The 16,920-nt window shown below is 63.0% G+C and carries 20 protein-coding genes; 10 read left to right on the top strand and 10 right to left on the bottom strand.

The annotated features are described in order from the left end of the window. Positions 1–7 precede the first annotated feature (7 nt). From RSO01_RS40435 to RSO01_RS40405, 7 genes are all read right to left on the bottom strand, one after another. Positions 8–340, bottom strand: a complete 333-nt coding sequence (locus RSO01_RS40435) for a hypothetical protein (protein ID WP_147156268.1) — start codon at positions 338–340, stop codon at positions 8–10. 81 nt (positions 341–421) lie between these two features. After that, on the bottom strand, positions 422–946 hold the full coding sequence (locus RSO01_RS40430; protein ID WP_147156267.1) for a GNAT family N-acetyltransferase: 525 nt from the start codon (positions 944–946) through the stop codon (positions 422–424). A gap of 1 nt (position 947) precedes the next feature. Continuing rightward, positions 948–2,237, bottom strand: coding sequence for an RsmB/NOP family class I SAM-dependent RNA methyltransferase (locus RSO01_RS40425; protein WP_147156266.1), 1,290 nt, complete (start codon positions 2,235–2,237; stop codon positions 948–950). A 137-nt stretch (positions 2,238–2,374) separates the two neighbouring features. Further along, positions 2,375–3,628, bottom strand: coding sequence for a site-specific integrase (locus tag RSO01_RS40420; protein ID WP_147156265.1), 1,254 nt, complete (start codon positions 3,626–3,628; stop codon positions 2,375–2,377). Between the two features lie 89 nt (positions 3,629–3,717). After that, on the bottom strand, positions 3,718–3,999 hold the full coding sequence (locus RSO01_RS40415; RefSeq protein WP_246159145.1) for a hypothetical protein: 282 nt from the start codon (positions 3,997–3,999) through the stop codon (positions 3,718–3,720). 18 nt (positions 4,000–4,017) lie between these two features. Beyond that, positions 4,018–4,224, bottom strand: coding sequence for a helix-turn-helix transcriptional regulator (locus RSO01_RS40410; RefSeq protein ID WP_147156264.1), 207 nt, complete (start codon positions 4,222–4,224; stop codon positions 4,018–4,020). Between the two features lie 107 nt (positions 4,225–4,331). Next, complete coding sequence (locus tag RSO01_RS40405) at positions 4,332–5,405, bottom strand: hypothetical protein (protein ID WP_147156263.1); 1,074 nt, start codon at positions 5,403–5,405, stop codon at positions 4,332–4,334. A gap of 243 nt (positions 5,406–5,648) precedes the next feature. On the opposite strand from RSO01_RS40405, the gene RSO01_RS40400 reads away from it, so the two are divergent. Genes RSO01_RS40400 through RSO01_RS40390 form a run of 3 tightly spaced genes read left to right on the top strand, consistent with a single transcriptional unit; the run spans position 5,649 to position 8,619 of the window. Beyond that, positions 5,649–6,140 carry a hypothetical protein gene (locus RSO01_RS40400; RefSeq protein WP_147156262.1) on the top strand — a complete coding sequence of 164 codons (492 nt, stop codon included), beginning with the start codon at positions 5,649–5,651 and terminating at the stop codon, positions 6,138–6,140. 23 nt (positions 6,141–6,163) lie between these two features. Continuing rightward, positions 6,164–7,711, top strand: a complete 1,548-nt coding sequence (locus RSO01_RS40395) for a DEAD/DEAH box helicase (RefSeq protein ID WP_147156261.1) — start codon at positions 6,164–6,166, stop codon at positions 7,709–7,711. Beyond that, entirely contained in the window at positions 7,708–8,619 is a 912-nt protein-coding gene (locus RSO01_RS40390) for a toprim domain-containing protein (RefSeq protein ID WP_147156260.1), read from the top strand. The genes RSO01_RS40395 and RSO01_RS40390 overlap by 4 nt, the downstream gene beginning before the upstream one ends. Positions 8,620–8,663: 44 nt before the next feature. Here the strand turns inward: RSO01_RS40390 and RSO01_RS40385 are convergent, their stop codons facing one another. After that, on the bottom strand, positions 8,664–8,882 hold the full coding sequence (locus RSO01_RS40385) for a hypothetical protein (protein ID WP_147156259.1): 219 nt from the start codon (positions 8,880–8,882) through the stop codon (positions 8,664–8,666). A 310-nt stretch (positions 8,883–9,192) separates the two neighbouring features. Here RSO01_RS40385 and RSO01_RS40380 point away from each other — a divergent pair, with 310 nt between their 5' ends. The 5 genes from RSO01_RS40380 (at position 9,193) to RSO01_RS40360 (ending at position 12,818) form a co-directional block, all read left to right on the top strand. Further along, positions 9,193–9,876: an MT-A70 family methyltransferase gene (locus RSO01_RS40380; protein ID WP_147156258.1), complete on the top strand. Its 684-nt coding sequence runs from the start codon at positions 9,193–9,195 to the stop codon at positions 9,874–9,876. A gap of 158 nt (positions 9,877–10,034) precedes the next feature. Continuing rightward, entirely contained in the window at positions 10,035–10,454 is a 420-nt protein-coding gene (locus RSO01_RS40375) for a hypothetical protein (RefSeq protein WP_218037616.1), read from the top strand. Then, complete coding sequence (locus tag RSO01_RS40370) at positions 10,451–10,972, top strand: DUF6362 family protein (RefSeq protein WP_147156257.1); 522 nt, start codon at positions 10,451–10,453, stop codon at positions 10,970–10,972. Before RSO01_RS40375 ends, RSO01_RS40370 begins: the two co-directional genes overlap by 4 nt. 10 nt (positions 10,973–10,982) lie before the next feature. Beyond that, entirely contained in the window at positions 10,983–11,366 is a 384-nt protein-coding gene (locus RSO01_RS49805) for an HNH endonuclease signature motif containing protein (RefSeq protein ID WP_308933114.1), read from the top strand. Between the two features lie 108 nt (positions 11,367–11,474). Continuing rightward, positions 11,475–12,818, top strand: coding sequence for a site-specific DNA-methyltransferase (locus tag RSO01_RS40360; RefSeq protein WP_218037615.1), 1,344 nt, complete (start codon positions 11,475–11,477; stop codon positions 12,816–12,818). A gap of 32 nt (positions 12,819–12,850) precedes the next feature. On the opposite strand, the gene RSO01_RS40355 is transcribed toward RSO01_RS40360, so the two are convergent. After that, complete coding sequence (locus RSO01_RS40355; RefSeq protein WP_147156256.1) at positions 12,851–13,324, bottom strand: DUF3237 domain-containing protein; 474 nt, start codon at positions 13,322–13,324, stop codon at positions 12,851–12,853. Between the two features lie 170 nt (positions 13,325–13,494). Between RSO01_RS40355 and RSO01_RS40350 the strand changes: the two genes are divergently transcribed. Both RSO01_RS40350 and RSO01_RS40345 read left to right on the top strand, forming a co-directional pair. Next, positions 13,495–13,827 (top strand): hypothetical protein, encoded by a 333-nt coding sequence (locus tag RSO01_RS40350; RefSeq protein WP_147156255.1) that lies wholly within the window; start codon positions 13,495–13,497, stop codon positions 13,825–13,827. After that, positions 13,827–15,503 carry a terminase large subunit gene (locus tag RSO01_RS40345; protein ID WP_246159141.1) on the top strand — a complete coding sequence of 559 codons (1,677 nt, stop codon included), beginning with the start codon at positions 13,827–13,829 and terminating at the stop codon, positions 15,501–15,503. The genes RSO01_RS40350 and RSO01_RS40345 overlap by 1 nt, the downstream gene beginning before the upstream one ends. 86 nt (positions 15,504–15,589) lie before the next feature. Here the strand turns inward: RSO01_RS40345 and RSO01_RS40340 are convergent. Then, on the bottom strand, positions 15,590–16,920 hold a 1,331-nt coding region (locus tag RSO01_RS40340), incomplete at its 5' end, for a putative Ig domain-containing protein (RefSeq protein WP_218037614.1).

The following is a 16,920-nucleotide window of genomic DNA, read 5'->3' as shown; positions in this document are numbered from 1 at the left end:
AAGAAGCTTACTTCACGACCGGTTCCGTGTCGGGGACGTTTTCCAGCGTGCGCAGGGAGAAGAAGGAGATGGCGGACACCGCGAGCCAGATCACGGCGCCGACGACCTTGACGATCGCTTCGCCGTGGCGCTCCTCGACCGCCGCCAAGCCCAGCCCCAGAACGGCGAAGACCAGGCCAAGCCACGCCAGCATCTTGAGCTGCTTGCGGTAGGCAGCCAGGAACTTGGGCCGATCGCCCTTGAACTTGTCGCGCACCCAGCCCTTGCGGATCTTGCCGACCTCGATGGGAATCATGATGCAGACGATCAGGCCGGCAACCATCGAAATCAGCTCGAGCATCGAGTCCTCCGTAGGGCGACCATCGCGATTATGCGACACCGCCTCGCGGCCGAATGTGCCGGTTGTCACATTGCGCCGCAATCAAGCCGGTCGCCGGTGGTGCACCCAGTATTCGTAGGCGCTGCCCCTCAGCTCGAAAGTCCTCTCGCACACCGCGCCGAGGCGTTCGACGACGCGCTTCGACGCGAGGTTGTCGGGACGAATGAAGCTTGCCGCGCGGCTCAGCGAAAAGCGCTCGAACAGCCAGTCACGCGCCGCCCTCGTCGCTTCGGTGGCAAGGCCCTGGCCCCAGAAGGGACGGTCGAGCGAATAGGCGATTTCGGGTTCCGGCCAATCGAGTGGATGAAAGATGCCGACACTGCCGACGAACACCTCGCCATCGATTCGTTCGCACGCCCACATTCCGTAGCCGCGCAATGCCCATGACCCCAGGGACATCAGCATCGTTCGCCAGACCTCGGCCGGGGTGGACGTGCGGCCCAAGACCATGTGGCGCATCACGTCCGGATTCGCCTGCATCGCCGAGTAGGCGTCGAGGTCGCCGGGACGGAAAGCGCGAAGCCGCAGGCGCTCGGTGGTAACGGTCGGAATCTCGAACGTCGCCATCTCAACCCTTCTGCAGGCGACCTATGAAGAATCCATCCATACCGCGCCGCTCCGGCCACATCGAGGGCAGGGTGCGGACGTCCCCCTTGGGCGTAATCGCGCCGACGATCCCCGGCAACTCGGCCGGCTCGACCGGAACCCGCCGCAGGCGCTTGTCGCGCCCCAGCAGCGCCTCCAGTCGCGCTGGGCCTTCGTCGTCCTGCAGCGAGCACACGGCATAGACCAGCGTGCCGCCCGGCTTCAGCAGCTCGGCGGCGCGCACCAGCAGGCGGTCCTGGGTCAGCGTCAGCCGGCCAACATCCTGCTCGTCCTTCAACCAGGCGATGTCGGGATGGCGGCGCAAGGTGCCGGTGCCGGAGCAGGGCGCGTCGAGCAGGATGGCGTCGAAGGTCTCGTCGGTCACCCATTTGCCGGCATCGGCGGTGACGAGCTTTGCCGACAGGCCGGCGCGCGCCAGGTTCTCGCCAACGCGTGTCATGCGGCGCGCCGAGATGTCGACGGCGGTCACGTCGGCGCCGGCCGCGGCGAGCTGCAAGGTCTTGCCACCCGGCGCGGCGCAGAGATCGGCGACGTGCTTGCCTGAAATCTCGCCCAGCAGGCGGACCGGGAGCGTCGCAGCCGCGTCCTGCACCCACCATGCACCCTCGGCGAAGCCCGGCAGCTCGGTGATGTTGCCGCCGCCCTCGCGGCGGATCGAGCCGGTCGGCAGCAAGTCGCCTTCCAGCTGACCGGCCCAGAACTGGGCGTTGGAGCGCGGCGTGAGGTCGAGCGGCGCCTCGATCAGATGGGCGGCGGCGATGGCTCGCGTCGCCTCCTCGCCGTAGCTCTCGGTCCAGCTCTCCCACAGCCATTGCGGCGTGTTGAGACGCGCCGGATCGCGGTCGCCCAGCAGGGCAGGTCCGTCGCGCGAAATGCGGCGCAGCACGGCGTTGGCCAGCCCCTTGAGATGCGGCAGGCCGGCATCGACCACCAGGCGCACCGACGTGTCGACGGCGGCATGCGGCGGCGTGCCGAGGAACAGCAGCTGGGCGGCGCCCAGGCGCAACACCTGCCGGCCGGCCGCGTTGGCGCCCTCGAGCGGCCGCTCGACCAGGAAGCCCATGACCTCCTCGATCTCGCCCAGCCGACGCAAGGTGGTGGCCAGCAGCAGGCGCACGAAGGCGCGGTCGCGCGGATCGAGGTTGGCAAAGCCTTGATGGCGCGCCAAAGCGTCGTCGAGCGGCTGGCCCTTATCGAGGCACGCCACCAGGATATCCAGCGCGACGCGCCGCGAGAGGACCGGATCGTCCATTGCGCGGCGGCTATAGACCTGCTTGGCGCTCTTGTCATGGGCAGATATAGTTGGGGGAACAAACGCCTGCCCCTTTACACATCAAAGATTTGGCCGTCGGGTGCGACTGCAGGTGCGACTTGGTGCGACGCGTGGGCTCAGCTGCGCCCGCCGCCCACCACGCGCAAGCTCGGCTTCCGAGCGCGCTCGTTGTACCGGCGGATGCCGTCGTTGGCATACTCCTCGCGATTGAGATCGCGGGTATATACCTCGACTTGCTTAGGATTCGACCAGCCTCCCCAGCCCATGATCTGGAACGTCGTCCAGTTCATGAGCGCAAGACGCACCGCGCCGGCTGCGCGCCATCCGTGCATAGTGCACTTAGTGGGGAGCCGCTCGCCGTTGGCTAGCCTCACAGCACTTCGCCAGTCGAGGAAGGCGGGCGCCAGCAGATTCTCGATGTAGAGCTCGTTTTTCTGCTCCCACCCGTCAGGCCGCTGTAGATCGACGTAGTATTGCAAACCCGGCGCAACTCGCTCACGCGCCATCAAGGCAACGCGCAGTTCGTCGAAAATCAGCTGGCGGCGCTCCTTGGGTTTGCGCGCATGATTTTTGTGCTCGATCCAGCATAGATACCAGTCATCGCCGTCGCGCTGGATATTGCCAGGACCGACACGCGCAATGTCGGACCGTCTTAGCCCGCCCAACAATCCTAGCTCCAGCGCGGTGCGAGGCTCCGTGCCGAGCGCGAAGCGATCGCGCCACGCAGCAACCTGCTCGTTGGTCCAAGCGTGAGTACCTTTCTTGTCCTTGCCCTTGCTGAGTTGAGGAAGCCTAGGGATACCGCGCGCTGGGTTGAACGTAACCAACTCTCGACGCACGGCCCAATTGAACAGCCATCGAATTTGATCGACGCGCTGCTCAGCCTCACGTGGACCGCTGTCGCTTGCCCATTGGCGCTGCATGTCCTCGACGTGAATGCGCTTCAGCGTGTCGAAGCGGCAAACACCACGTGACAGGCCCTGGTCGTTGACGGCATCGCGCAACGCCGTGAGCGAACGCTGCAGTCGATAGTATGTAGACTTCGAAACTTCGCCGATTTTCACCGCCAGATAGTGCTTGATCAGCCAGTCGAGCGAATCGGGGGCATCACTGATCTTTTGCAGCCCTTCGGGTTTGGCTAACGCCTTGCGCTGACTTGTTGGCGCGGTGCCGCCGTCGATCCTTTGGCAGATCTGTTGATAGGCGGCGACGAAGTCGGGTGTACCTTCGATCAGACCGCCCGGTATCGGATGGCGCTGACGCAAGCGTAGGCGCTTGCCATTGGTGTCAGTCTCATACTCCCGAACGTAGACCTTGATTTTGCCGTGTCGCGACCGTTCACGGGTGATTGGATGCTTATAGACCGTCATCGTCAGCGCCCTCCTAAGGCGTGACCCGTCCAGTAGCTCGCAGCCTCAAACAATTGCCAGTCGCACCAGCTGGACAAAACGGTCGCATCCTACTGTGACGGCGAGCGGCCCTGCTGAACGGTGCGGGCCTCAGGCAGCGCCGTGAAGAATAGGTCGAGCGCATCGACGTCCCACACCGCGTCAGCGCCGGGTATCGCCTTTGGTTGAGGCATGATGCCGGCGTGCACCAAGGCATCGAAGATTTCGACCGAGGTGCCGATATAGGTCGCGGCCTCGGTCCGCCTCAGCCCGCGCCGCGGCTGCGACCGGCATCGCAGCTCACGCTGCTGTTGGGCATAAAAGGCATTCCCGGTTGGCGAGCGCGTCTGCAAGGTTGTCTCCTTGCCACCTCAGTTGGAGCCGGGTTCTTTCGGATCGTTGCGGCGAGCTGCCTTCCACTCTTCGATATCCGTTGGGTCGTAACGCACGCAGCCACCGATCTCTAACCAAGGCGGACCGCTGCCTTCACGCCGCCATCGTTCAAGGGTGCGCGGGCTCAGATCCAAATGTCTGGCAAGTTGTTCAGTGATAATCAGCTTTCGATCACGAATCGGCATCGATCCCTCAGGCATTCGGCACAGCATGCGGGCCTTTGTGGGATGATGCGCGCGGCTGCGCACCTGCGTCCTGGACGAGTTTATTGCAAGTTTTGCGTATATTCGTCCTAACTGACTTCTTCTCCGACCGACCAGTTTGCGATCATGAAATCATGGTGCCGCGAGAGAAAGTGCTGGATCGCCTTGGCAGCAGCAGCGGGCGAGTAGTCGATTTGAAAGGCCGCCGAAACGAAGGCCGCGACAACCTTGTAGTGACGGCCAGGTATGCCCACCCGAATTCGGTCGACCTTACGGAATTCAGCATGCCGTGGGCGCCAAGCGCCCGCCGGATGAGCAGCCATCTCCGACAGCATATGGACAACATCGACGGCCAGGCCGCTACGCGAGAACTGCGCCAAAGGGAACTTGCTGCCGGCGAACAAAAAGTAGCCGACTCTCACATAATCGGCAGTAGGCTCCGGATTGTTAAGTATACTTTTTGCAAGTTCCTCCAATGCGGTGGCAAGCCTCGACGCCAGGAATGGGGGTTGAGGGTACTGGAACTCTAGAAAGGCCATATTCTCAATGTCCTCGAGCTCCGCATCAGTGAGCTTGCCCGTGGGGCCAAGACCTGCCTCGTCGAGGGCCTGGCGGGTCCGATGTCCCAGCACTTGCCGATACCGTTTCAGGTCCCGGGCGGTTACTCGCAGCGACCGAGCCAACTGATTTCGGTTACGCGCCTGTCCAAGCTCGTTTGTTCGACGACGGTACTTGAGCCCGAGATCGTCCGCCGCTCGCCACAAACGGAACTCTTCGCAAGTGCCGATGAGATCCATTGCATCGAATTGCCGGCGGAAGGCATCCGGATGGTTGGCGTTAAGCCTGAATGCGGATCCAAATGCCGCTAGACCGGCCTCGTAGCGCTTGAGAAGGCGACGTGCAGTGTCAGCGCGGCTGATCCACTGCGGGTCAGAAGCGCGCTCTTTAACCATCCTCTCGACTTCGTCCTGCACAAGCGCATCGCGGCGGAATTTTTGTCGGAAGAAAACCCCCACCATTTCTGCCGCGCGGCGCTGGGCTCCTCCAGGGACAGCCTCCTTGAACCAATTGGTTCGAGCCGCTTCACTGCGCAATACGCGGCCGTCGAGATTTGCCATGAGCAAGCCAGGCTCGAGTTGCCATTTCGCGATCTTGCTTCGCATGGACACCTCTTTCCGCCTTATCACGCGCATCCGAGCGAACGTGCGAGCGATCCGGCCGCGGTTTGCACCCGTGCACCTATGAGGTCGCGCGAGGACATGCTCATGCAAAGATTGCAACGGACTCGTCCAGGACGCCAGCGCGCATCGGTGCGCATGCTCTCACTGTGGCGCTCAGGCGACGACTAGTCTTCAACGGTCATAGCCGGGGTCCGTCACCTCCTAGTAAAGCCAGGCAGGTGCGGCATGACATCGGCAACCTCGAAGTCGCAGAACGCTGCCAAGCAGCCCCAGCAGCGCGATTTGTTCTCAGGCGAGTGGCACGTCGAGCGCCCCAAGCGTGGCAATGGATTCCACATTCGGCTCAAGCCCGTCGAGGGCGAGAAGCCGATCGTGGCCGGCATGGCGTCCTACGCGGGCGAGGGGCCGGCCGGCACCTACTGCCGGGATTGCGTCCACTTCGGCGTGGTCGCCGTGCAGACGGGCGTCGACGATGTCGAAATCAACCGCACCGGCTGCGTGATCTACGCCCACTACATGAGGCACGCCGCGCCGACCACCCGCCGCGACATTCGGCTTTGCGCCTCGTGCAAGCACTTCGCGGCAGCAGGCGACTCCGAGCGGACCTTCATCATCGACCGCGCTGGCGTCGTGCACCACGTCGAGCGCCTTCCTCTCGACCTCCGGAAGTGGCGGGCGACCGACAATTCTACGCCGGACGACCAGACCATCGCCTAACAAGCCATGCCGAGAGGCTCGCCGTGCTGCCGCAGGAACCTCTATTCCGGCCGAAAGGTGCCCCTCAGCTCAGGGACTACCAACAGGCAATTGTTGAGCGGATAGAAACGGCAATTCAAGCCGGCTGTCGGCGACCCCTGCTGCCGGCGCCCACCGGGTCCGGCAAGACGGTGATCGCGGCGCACGTCACCACCAACGCCGTGACCGCCAATCAGCGGGTGTTGTACATGGCGCACCGTCGGGAGCTCGTCCAGCAGGCGAGCCGCAAGCTGTACGACCTCGGCCTGGATCACGGGATCATCGCCGCCGGCTTTCCTGCCCGACCTGATGCGCCGGTTCAGGTCGCGTCGATCGGTACCCTGTATCGCAGGGCCGTCCGGTCCTCCGTCATGATGATGCCGGAGGCCGACCTGCTCGTGGTGGACGAGGCGCACCATGCGCCGGCGCGTACCTGGACGCGCATCATCAAGGCCTACCCGAACGCCGTGGTGCTCGGCCTGACGGCCACGCCCTGTCGCGCTGACGGGCGCGGGCTTGGGACCATGTTCGACTGCTTGATCGACTGCCCCAGCATCGCAGAGCTGATCGACCTGGGCTACCTGGTGCCGACGCGGGTCTTCGCCCCGACGAAGCCCGACCTCGAGGGCATCCGCACGGTCGCCGGCGACTTCGACGAGGACGAGCTCGAGGCGCGGCTCGACAAGCCGGTGCTGGTCGGCGACATCGTCACCCACTGGCACCGGTTGGCTGACCGGCGGCGGACGGTGGTGTTCGCCATCTCGCGGGCGCACGCCGTTCACCTCAGGGACGAATTTGCCCGGTCCGGCGTCGTCGCCGGCTACCTGGACGGCAACACGCCGATGCAGGAGCGCGACCGCCTCCTGGTCCAGTTGAAGATCGGCACCATAGAGGTCCTGGTAAACGTCGGCGTGCTGACCGAGGGCTGGGACCAGGCCGAGGTGCAGAGCATCGTGCTGGCGAGGCCGACGAAGAGCTTCGGCCTCTACCGCCAGATCGTCGGTCGTGGACTTCGGCCCGCCCCCGGCAAGGATCACCTGCTTGTCCTCGATCATGCCGGCGCGACGCACATGCACGGGCCGGTCGAGACGGACGTCATCTGGACGCTCTCCGACAAGGAGCGGGCCCAGCCGGTTTCCACGACGAGCGCGGGCGGTGCTAGCCGCAGCTTGGTAACCTGCCCCGAATGTTCGGCCGTGTTCTGGCAGGCGCAATCCTGTCCCAGTTGCGGTTGGCGACGGCGCACCAAGCCTGACCCTGTCGAGGTTCAGGATGGTGATCTTGTCCTGCTCCAGCGCGATGGCAGAGTTCAGAAGCCTGCCTATACCGATCTGGATAAGCGGAACTTCCACGCCCAGCTCCTAGGTCTCCAGAGCGAGCGCGGCTACCAGCGCGGCTGGGTCGATCATACCTACAGGAAGAAGTTCAAGGTTTGGCCGCCGGGCGAGTGGCGGAATGATGCCCCGCTACCGCCCAGTACCGAGGCGCGCGCGTACGCGCGGTCGCGGCAGATCGCCTTTCACCGCCGTCGACACAAGGCGGGTGCGTCATGAACAACACCGCCTACAGGGCGCGCGGTCACTGGCGCGAAATCTTGCCGGTGCTGGGCGTTGATGAGCGCTTCCTGACCAGTCGGCATGGGCCGTGCCCAATCTGCGGCGGTCGGGACCGCTTCCGCTTCACCAACAAGGACAGCGATGGCTGGTACTTCTGTAACCAATGCGGACCGGGATCCGGCATCCTCCTGCTGCGGCGGCTGCACAGCTGGGACCACGCCGAAGCCTGTCGTCAGGTCGATCGCGTCTTGAATGCTGGCGCCAACCGTCGGCCAGCTGCGAATGTTAAGGCGGCACGCAGCAATGCATCCAGGCAGTCGGCGATCGAGCGCCTGCTGCGGCTAGCAAACAAGCCGGAGATCGTGTCGGCCTACCTGGCCAAGCGGGCCATCGCGGCGTCCTCGCCATTGTTGCGCGGCCATCCGGCCTGCGACTACTACGACCAGGATCGCGGCCTGGTAGGTCGCTTCCCCGCCGTCGTGGCCCCCGTCGTGGCGCCCGACGGCAAGCTGATCAGCGCCCACCGGATCTACCTGGCCGATCTCGACCCGCGCAAGAAGAACATGGAGGTGATTGGGACCCTGAACGGCGCCGCCGTGCGCCTGTACGAGGTCGACGACGAAATGGGCATCGGCGAGGGCATCGAGACCTGCCTCGCGGCCTACCAGCTCTTCGGCATCCCGATGTGGGCCGCGCTGACGGCCTACGGCATCGAGACGTTCGAGCCGCCGCCCGGCCTGCAGCGGCTACACATCTTCGGGGACAATGACAGCAATTTTACGGGCCAGTGCGCCACGTTCAGGCTCGCCAAGCGCCTCGCCAGCACGCTCAAGATCTTGGTCAACATCCCGCCCGAGGCCGACACCGACTGGAACGACGTGCTGCGCCAGCAGGTGCGCGGATGACCAACGGCAAGGCCTCGACCGCGCACGCCGAAGGTTGGGTGAAGTTACCGCGTCACGTGGTCGATCGGATGTTGGCGGCGCGACTTAGCCTGGCCGCCGTACGCCTCCTGCAATTTTTGATACGGGAACACCTTCGCCATGGCGGAAAAGAGAATGGCATCCTCGAGGCTCCGCATCGGCAGCTTGTAGGCGTTGGCATCAGTGCCGGCCTCGTTGCCAGCGCCATCCTCGAACTCGAAGCAACTGGGTTGGTCCGTTGCCACCGGAGGGGTGCCCGAATCCCCAACTGGTTCGAGCTGATGTGGCTGCCGCGTTCGAGCAAATCAGATGCATTGCATCTGCCACCTCGTGCGGAGGCAGTTCTGCCGCCTAGGACAACGACGACGCTGCCACCTCTCACAGAGGCAGATTGCGAAAAACTGCCACCTAATGCCGAGGCAGGGCTGCCACCTGACGCAGAGGCAGAGCCGTGAATCTGCCACCTCATACGGAGGCAGATTGGCCAAAAATCTGCCACCTCAGACGGTGGCGCTATCTAGATATATCTAGTCAGGAGGGTGTCTCTACATAGAGATGTCTATAGCAAGGGAACATTCAGAGGTTACCGGCAGCGGCAGGCAGCCAGCTAGCGCGTTTGCCAGCCTTAGTGGCCTGCCTAGTGCGGGTGCGTACGGTGTCATCGCCGCCGATCCGCCCTGGCGCTTCGATGTGCGCAATCGCGCGACAGGACTGGGTCGAAGCGCAGATCATCACTACCCGACGATGACGCTGGCCGAGATGAAGGCGCTGCCACTCAGTCAGATTGCAGGTCGGGATTGCTGGTTGATGCTGTGGACCACCGGACCGCATCTGCCCCAAGCCTTCGAGGTCATGGACGCTTGGGGCTTTAGGTACTCCTCCATCGGCTTCGTATGGGTGAAGCTACGGCGCGGTTACCGTCGCGGCCTGATCGGCATTCAGCCGTCCGACATTTCGATGGGCTTGGGATACACAACCCGGAAAGCCGCAGAGCCATGCCTGCTGGCGCGTCGTGGTAATCCTCAGCGGCTTAACCGTGATGTCGTCGACGTCATTCACGCGCCTGTCCGAGAACATTCCAGAAAGCCCGCCGAGTTCTACGAGCGCGCCGAGCGATTTGCGCCCGGCCCGTATCTGGATCTGTTTGCGCGAGAACGTCGGCAAGGCTGGGACGCCTGGGGCAACGAGCTCGAGAAGTTCCAAGGCAACGAGCGGGAAGTACAAGGAGTGCTGCTATGAACTACGGGCCAGCGATAATGCATGCCCAAAGCGTGACCGTTCCAAGCTCTGTGGCGTCGCACCAATCATCACCTTGCGCAACAGTGGGGTGCCGGCCGATAGCCAGTGGCCGCAAGGTCATCCTCGCCGTCGACCTGGGCACGACGACCGGCTGGGCAATGGTGTTGCCAGACAGCGGCATCGCGAGTGGCACCGTTTCGTTCAAGCCCAGCCGTTACGACGGCGGCGGTATCCGGTATTTGCGGTTTCGGGCCTGGCTGGACACCGTCGTGGAAGACGTGGGCGCTATCGGTGAGGTCCACTATGAGGAAGTGCGTCGGCATCTCAGCACTGACGCAGCCCACGTACACGGCGGCCTGCTGGGCACACTGACGGCCTGGTGCGAGGAGTGGTCGATCGCTTATCAGGGCGTGCCGGTCGGGACCCTCAAGCGGTTCATAGCCGGCAAGGGTAACGCCGATAAGGCCGCCGTGCTCGAGGCGGTCCGCGCGCGCGGCTACAGTCCGGCCGACAAAAACGAGGCCGACGCCATCGCCATCCTGCTGTGGGTGCTGGAGACCCGCGGAGGCGTGCGATGAGCAGAAAGGCATTGCCGAAGGACGCTTCAGCAGCATACCAAGCGCACTGGACGCCCCAAATGGTCGAAGAGCGGCTGGCCGAAGCAGCAAGCGTTCTCGGTCGCCTGCCGCCCATGCAGGTCTTCAGCTACTCCAGGACCTGGCCGAGGCTGCTGCTGGACTACTCCAGCATGGTGTCGCAGAGGCCCGGTATGACACCACCAGATATGGCGGCCGTAGGCAGGATGGAAGAAGCGCTCGACTGGTCAGCCTGGTTGAAATCAACGGACTCGCGGATCGTTTGGCAACGCGCAAACGGACGGCGCTGGAAGGACATCTGCTCCGGCGTTGGGCTCGCGCGAGCGGCGGTGCACGAGCACTGGCGGTATGCCCATTGCCTCATAGCGTGGCGGCTGAACGGCATGCCTGCGCCGACCCGCACTAGTCGGCGGACGCTGATCGCTCGCTTTCGCAACGAACCAAAGCCAAACGCATTTGCAGACACTTTTGTGCCGGACAAATTCGGCCGGAACGAATAGATTTGTAGGCATGCTCGCCAGCCCCTTCCGCGACGGGCAGCACATACCAACGACCAGCGACATGGGTTTGCAGACGCTGCGGCCACGCGTTGCGACGGCGAAGCTGTCGACGGCGACAGCACCGCCAAAACTCTCGCACCCGCTCTACTCGAGCCGAGCGTGGATGCAGCTTCGCGATCGCGTTCGCTGGGATGCAGGTGGACGGTGCCAAGCACCTGGATGCGGTCGGCGAGAGCAAAGGATGTACGTCGATCATCGCGTCGAGCTGAAGGACGGCGGCGAGCCGTTGGATCGAAGGAACCTTTGGCTGTTGTGCGGTAGCTGCCACACCCGCAAGACAGCTGCCGAGAGGGCGAGGCGGACTGTTGAACGGCATGGGGGGAGGTCGGTGTAAACCGGCGTCGACCCGTCAAACCGCACCTGGCCGCACGCGCAGACTTTTTTCCCGCGCGCCATAGCCCAAAAGCGGGCCGGACGGCGCCAAACTCGGAGGGAGGCCAAGTTGAGCGCCAGCAGCGCCGAAAGCGGCCTGGTGGGCAAGGAAACCGGCCCTGAACCCCCGCGTACCGGGCGGCATTGGCCAGCCGACACGGTCGAACGGCGGACCGTCGCCTCGTTGGTGCCCTACGCCGGCAACGCTCGGACCCATAGCCCCGAGCAGGTCGAGCAGCTGACGAGCTCCATCCGGGAATTCGGGTGGACGGTGCCGGTCGTGATCGACGAGGCGAGCAATATTATTGCTGGGCATGGGCGGGTCCTGGCAGCGCAGCGCCTAGGCCTTCCCGAGGTGCCGGTCGTCATCGCGCGCGACTGGAGCGAGGCGCAGCGCCGGGCTTACGCGCTGGCCGATAACCGGCTGCCGCTCAGCGCAGGGTGGGACCATGACCTGCTGCGCATCGAGTTGACTGAGCTGAAGGGGCTGGGGGTCGATTTGGGCCTGACCGGCTTCGGTGAGTTGGAGCTCGACGCGTTACTCGATCCACGTGCCGACGACACGGACCCCGATGAGGCACCCGAGCCGCCGACCAATCCGGTCAGTCGGCCTGGAGATCTCTGGATCTGCGGTGAGCACCGCGTGCTGTGCGGCGACGCCACGAACTCGGCCGACGTCAAGAAATTGCTGGCTGGCGAACTAGCCGACATGTGCTTCACCGATCCGCCCTACGGCGTGAACTACTCCGCAAAGGACAAGCAGCGCGGCAAGCGCCGACCGCTATTGAACGACCATCCGGGTGAGCAGTTCGAGACGATGCTGCGTTCGGCCAACAGCAACATCCTCGAGGTGACTGAGGGTGCCGTGTACGTGTGCATGTCGTCCTCGGAGCTGGACACCCTGCAGCGAGCCTTCCGGTCAGCGGGTGGACGCTGGTCGACCTTCGTGATCTGGGCCAAGCACACGTTCACGCTGGGTCGCGCCGACTATCAGAGGCAATACGAGCCAATCTTGTACGGCTGGAAGGATGGCACCGACCACTTCTGGTGCGGAGCGCGGGATCAGGGCGACGTCTGGTATTTCGACAAGCCCAGCCGCAACGACCTGCATCCGACAATGAAGCCGGTGGCGCTCGTCGAGCGCGCCATCCGGAATTCATCCAAGAGCAGGGACGTCATCCTGGACCCGTTCAGTGGCTCGGGAACCACCATGATCGCGGCCGAGCGACTGGGCCGGCGTGCTCGGCTGGTCGAGCTCGATCCGAAATACGTCGATGTCGCCGTCCAGCGCTGGCAAACGTATGCCGGCGGGCAGGCGACACGCTTCGACACTGGTGAGACCTTTCCTGAAGAAGCCGCACGTCGCCCTTCAGCTATTGACTCGCACGCCGACGGGCCAGGAGTTCAGCAATGAGTGGCGGTCGGCTGTCGAGCTCCCAACTGTGTTCAGAGCACCGCGAAGATGTCGTACCTGACCAACGTGTTTGCTGGATCGGTCGACAACAGAACCATCTTGCCCACCGCCTGTACGCCATTGAGCCACGAGTACTTGTCGGCAGCAGTTCGAAATGTTGGCGCCGTCGCGAAGTACGAGACATCACTCTGGGTGAGCGCACCACCACTAGCCATCTTGGTAGCGCCGCTCGGAGCGAGCATGATGACGCCGTTGTAGCTGACAAATATCATTTGCTCGTCGTCCGTGGCGATCGTCGCGCGCACGTCGAGGCGCCACGCGCCGGAAGGGAGGATCTGAAGCCAGTCTGCACCCGGCGCCAGAAGCTTGCCCTTGCACTTGGGGCCTTCAACCCAACCACCCTTGACATTGAAGATCAGGTGAGCGGCGTCGATCGCCTGAGGCGGGTCGAGGTCCGCATGCAACGTCATGAGATATTCAAGCTTGATCTGTGCTGTCTGTGGCATCGCATCCCCCGCTGTTCGTCCGAGGTTTCGATTCCTCGGTTGCTCGGAAATCGTGACCCACCGGCGTCCTCTCGGCAAGAAGGTTTGAACGACTACGACAAGGAGTTTGCATTGTGACCAGCGGCAGGCCGGGACGGCCTCCTCATGTTCCGACGAAAGAGGCGCAGGACATGGTGGAATCCTTGTCGGGCTTCGGGATCCCCCAAGACGAGATCTCCAAACTTCTCGGCATCGACCCCAAGACGCTGCGCCTTCACTACGCCGAACAGATCGAGCTGGGTGGCATCAAGGCGACGGCGAAGGTCGCCCAGAACCTATTCAACATGGCGTGCAAACCGAACCGGGAGGGCCTGCAGGCGGCGATCTTCTGGCTACGGGTACGGGCTCATTGGAGCGAATACACACCGCGACCGCCGGCTGAAGCGCTCGGCAAGAAGGCCATGGCTGAACTCGAGGCGGGGACGGCGGGGCAGGGTACCGAGTGGGGTCACTTGGTGAACTGATGGGCTGGGATCTGTCCGTGCCGGACTGGCGCGAACGTATCCGCGAGGGCAGATCGTTACTGCCGGCGCTTCCGGACCTCGATCGCGCCCGAGCAGACCGTGCGATCAAGATCTTCAATAAGCTGCGGCTGCCTGACGTTCCCGGCACGCCGGCTCTGGCGGAGGCGGGCGGGGAGTGGTTTCGCGAAATCGTTGGCGCGCTCCATGGGTCGGTTAAGCCGAACACGCGCGAGCGGATGATCCGCGAGGTCTTTCTGCTGGCGCCGAAGAAGAGCTCGAAGACGTCGTATGGCGCCGCGCTGATGGAAACGACGCTGCTGATGAATGACCGGCCGCGGGCCGAGTTCCTGCTCATCGCGCCGACTGTGTCGTTGGCTCACATCGCCTTCAGCCAGGCGCTGGGCATGGTCGAAAAGGACCCGGAAGGCTTCCTGCAAAAGCGTATGCACATCCAGGAGCATTTGCGCAGGATCACTGATCGTCGGACCAAGGCCACGCTCGAGATCAAGGCCTTCGACACCAGCGTGCTGACAGGCGTGAAGCCGACGGGCGTCCTGCTCGACGAACTGCACGAGATCGCGAAGGCGCCGGCAGCTGAGCGTTTGATCGGTCAGCTGCGCGGTGGATTGCTTCCGAATCCCGAAGGCTTCTTGATGTTCATCACCACGCAGTCGGACGAGCCGCCGCGTGGCGCCTTTCGGTCGGAGCTGATGGTCGCACGCGCGATCCGGGATGGCCGCTCGCAGGGCGCAATGCTGCCGGTGCTGTATGAGTTTCCCGAGGAGATCGCAGACGATCGAGGTAACCCACCCGCTTGGCAGGATCCCGCGAATTGGTGGATGGTGACGCCCAACCGCGACCGGTCCGTATCGATCCCTCGGCTAGAAGAAGACTGGGAGAAAGCCAAGCTGAAGGGGCAGGGTGAGATCGTTCGCTGGGCCTCACAGCACCTCAACATCGAGATTGGCTTGGCGCTGCGATCTGATCGCTGGGTGGGCGCTGATTACTGGGAGCAGGCGGCCGAAAAGTCGCTGACGCTGGATGAGGTCCTGGCGCGCAGCGAGGTCGTTGTCATCGGCATTGACGGCGGTGGGCTCGACGATCTCCTGGGCCTGGCCGTCCTGGGGCGAGCCGAAAAGACGCGCCAATGGATGCTGTGGTCAAAGGCGTGGGCGCATGCTTCGGTGCTGGAGCGTCGGAAAGGCGAGGCGTCGGTTCTGCGCGACTTCGAGGAGGCTGGGGAACTGGTGATTTATGAGGAGTTCGGCCAGGACATCGCAGAGATCGCGGAGTTGGCGCAGCGCATCGAGAACAAAGGATTGCTCCACGCTGTGGCGCTCGACCCGTATGGTGTAGGCGCAATCGTGGATGCCCTGTACGAAGTCGGCATAACTGGCGAAGACCGGATCGTAGGTATCTCGCAAGGCTGGAAATTAACGGGCGCGATCAAGACTGCAGAGCGCAAACTTGCAGACAAGTCGCTACGCCATAGCGGTCAGAAATTGATGGCCTGGGCCGTCGCAAACGCCCGTGTTGAACCGAAGGGAAACGCTATCATCATAACAAAGCAGGCCTCGGGCTCGGCCAAGATCGATCCGCTCATGGCGGCATTCAACGCTATTGCACTCATGTCGACGAACCCTTGGTCTCATCAAGCGCAGATCTTTGTGATCTAAGCAAAGCCGGATGTTGCTGTTCTCCTGAGAGCGGCACAAGAACAGACCCGTTTAAGGCCAAATGCGGCGTCCTTCGGCGTAACCACCTAAATTATATGGAAGCTGTCCGCCGTCAGCTGCTTCATTGCGACGTTTTGCAGGTCGATGATCTCGTGGCTGTCCGTGACTATGATGACGTCTCGGCCGAGTTGGAAGCTGTGGCTTCTGACCAGTTCAAACATCTCGGACGCCGATGCATGCGGGTCAGCTCCGCAAAATAGCGAATGATCCAATTCGAGGACGTCGTGCAGCGAAGCCGACGCGTCAAATCCTTTTACAATCTCGAGACCGGAATGCGACTTGAACACGAACGTATCCTGCGCCCCCGAGTGTCCCACCATGCATGGCCCATTTGCGACCGAAACGTTGAGCGTTTGAGTATCACTGAGCTTGCCATCCGATGCCGCTACGCTCACCTGATAGGTTTGCCCGTCCTGCGGGTACGACTTGAATGACAGTAGGCCGCTCAGTGGGTCGATGGAAAACAGCTTCTGGTTCTTTCCGCCCACGATCGAGTAGGTCAGCGATGACCCGTCTGGATCGGCGGCGTGCACCGTGGCCACGTACTTGCTGTGATCAGTGATAATCACGGACGCGGCACTGCCGCCGCCATTCGACGAGATCACGGGCGAATGGTTCTGGGTTGTTTCGGCCCCGACGGTGAAATGGAAGCTTTCCGATGCCAGCAAGCCGCCAGTGTCCCTAGCTGTCACCTTGACATCGAAGCCACCGACGTCCGCAGCCGCTGGTACGCCACTGAAAATCCCTGTGGTCGGATCGAAGTCGAGCCAAGCCGGCAGTACCGAGCCATCGGATTTCGTGGCCGACAAGGCGAGGTGATCGCCATTGTCGACATCTTGAAAGGTGTTCCCGGGCAATGCGAAGACATATGCCTTACCAGACGTTGCGCTCTGGTTTGCCGTCTGCGTGACAAGGGAAGGCGCGTCGTTTGCGCCGTTGATCGTCAGGGCCAAGGAATTAGGCGTCGACAGGCCGCCATCAGAAACGTTGAACCGGAAGACGACCTGGTCCGATTGCATGGCGGACAGTTCGTTGAATTTGGCGAAGCCGGCTGCGGTCAGAGCGAGTGTCGAACCAGTCAACGTATAGTCCGCACCAATGGCAAGCGTTCGTCCGGCGTTGGTGGTCGCGGTGGCATCGAAGTTCAAGACCACAAGGTGATCGCCTTGGTCCGGATCACTGGCTCCGATCAGGATGTTCCGGCTGAAGGAAAGTCCGTTCTCGCTTGTACTGGTGATCAGTGGAACGGTGAGAGGTGCTTCGTTGACGTTCGTGGTCGCGATCGCGAACGTCTTGTCGAAGGCATTGTTCGCCAAATCAGTCACTCTCACAGTCACGCTGTGGGAGGCATTGGTTT

This window comes from Reyranella soli, assembly GCF_007992495.1.
Classification (GTDB): Bacteria; Pseudomonadota; Alphaproteobacteria; order Reyranellales; family Reyranellaceae; genus Reyranella; species Reyranella soli.
The sequence above is the reverse complement of the archived record's forward strand: the minus strand, read 5'-3'. Positions and strand labels throughout refer to the sequence as shown.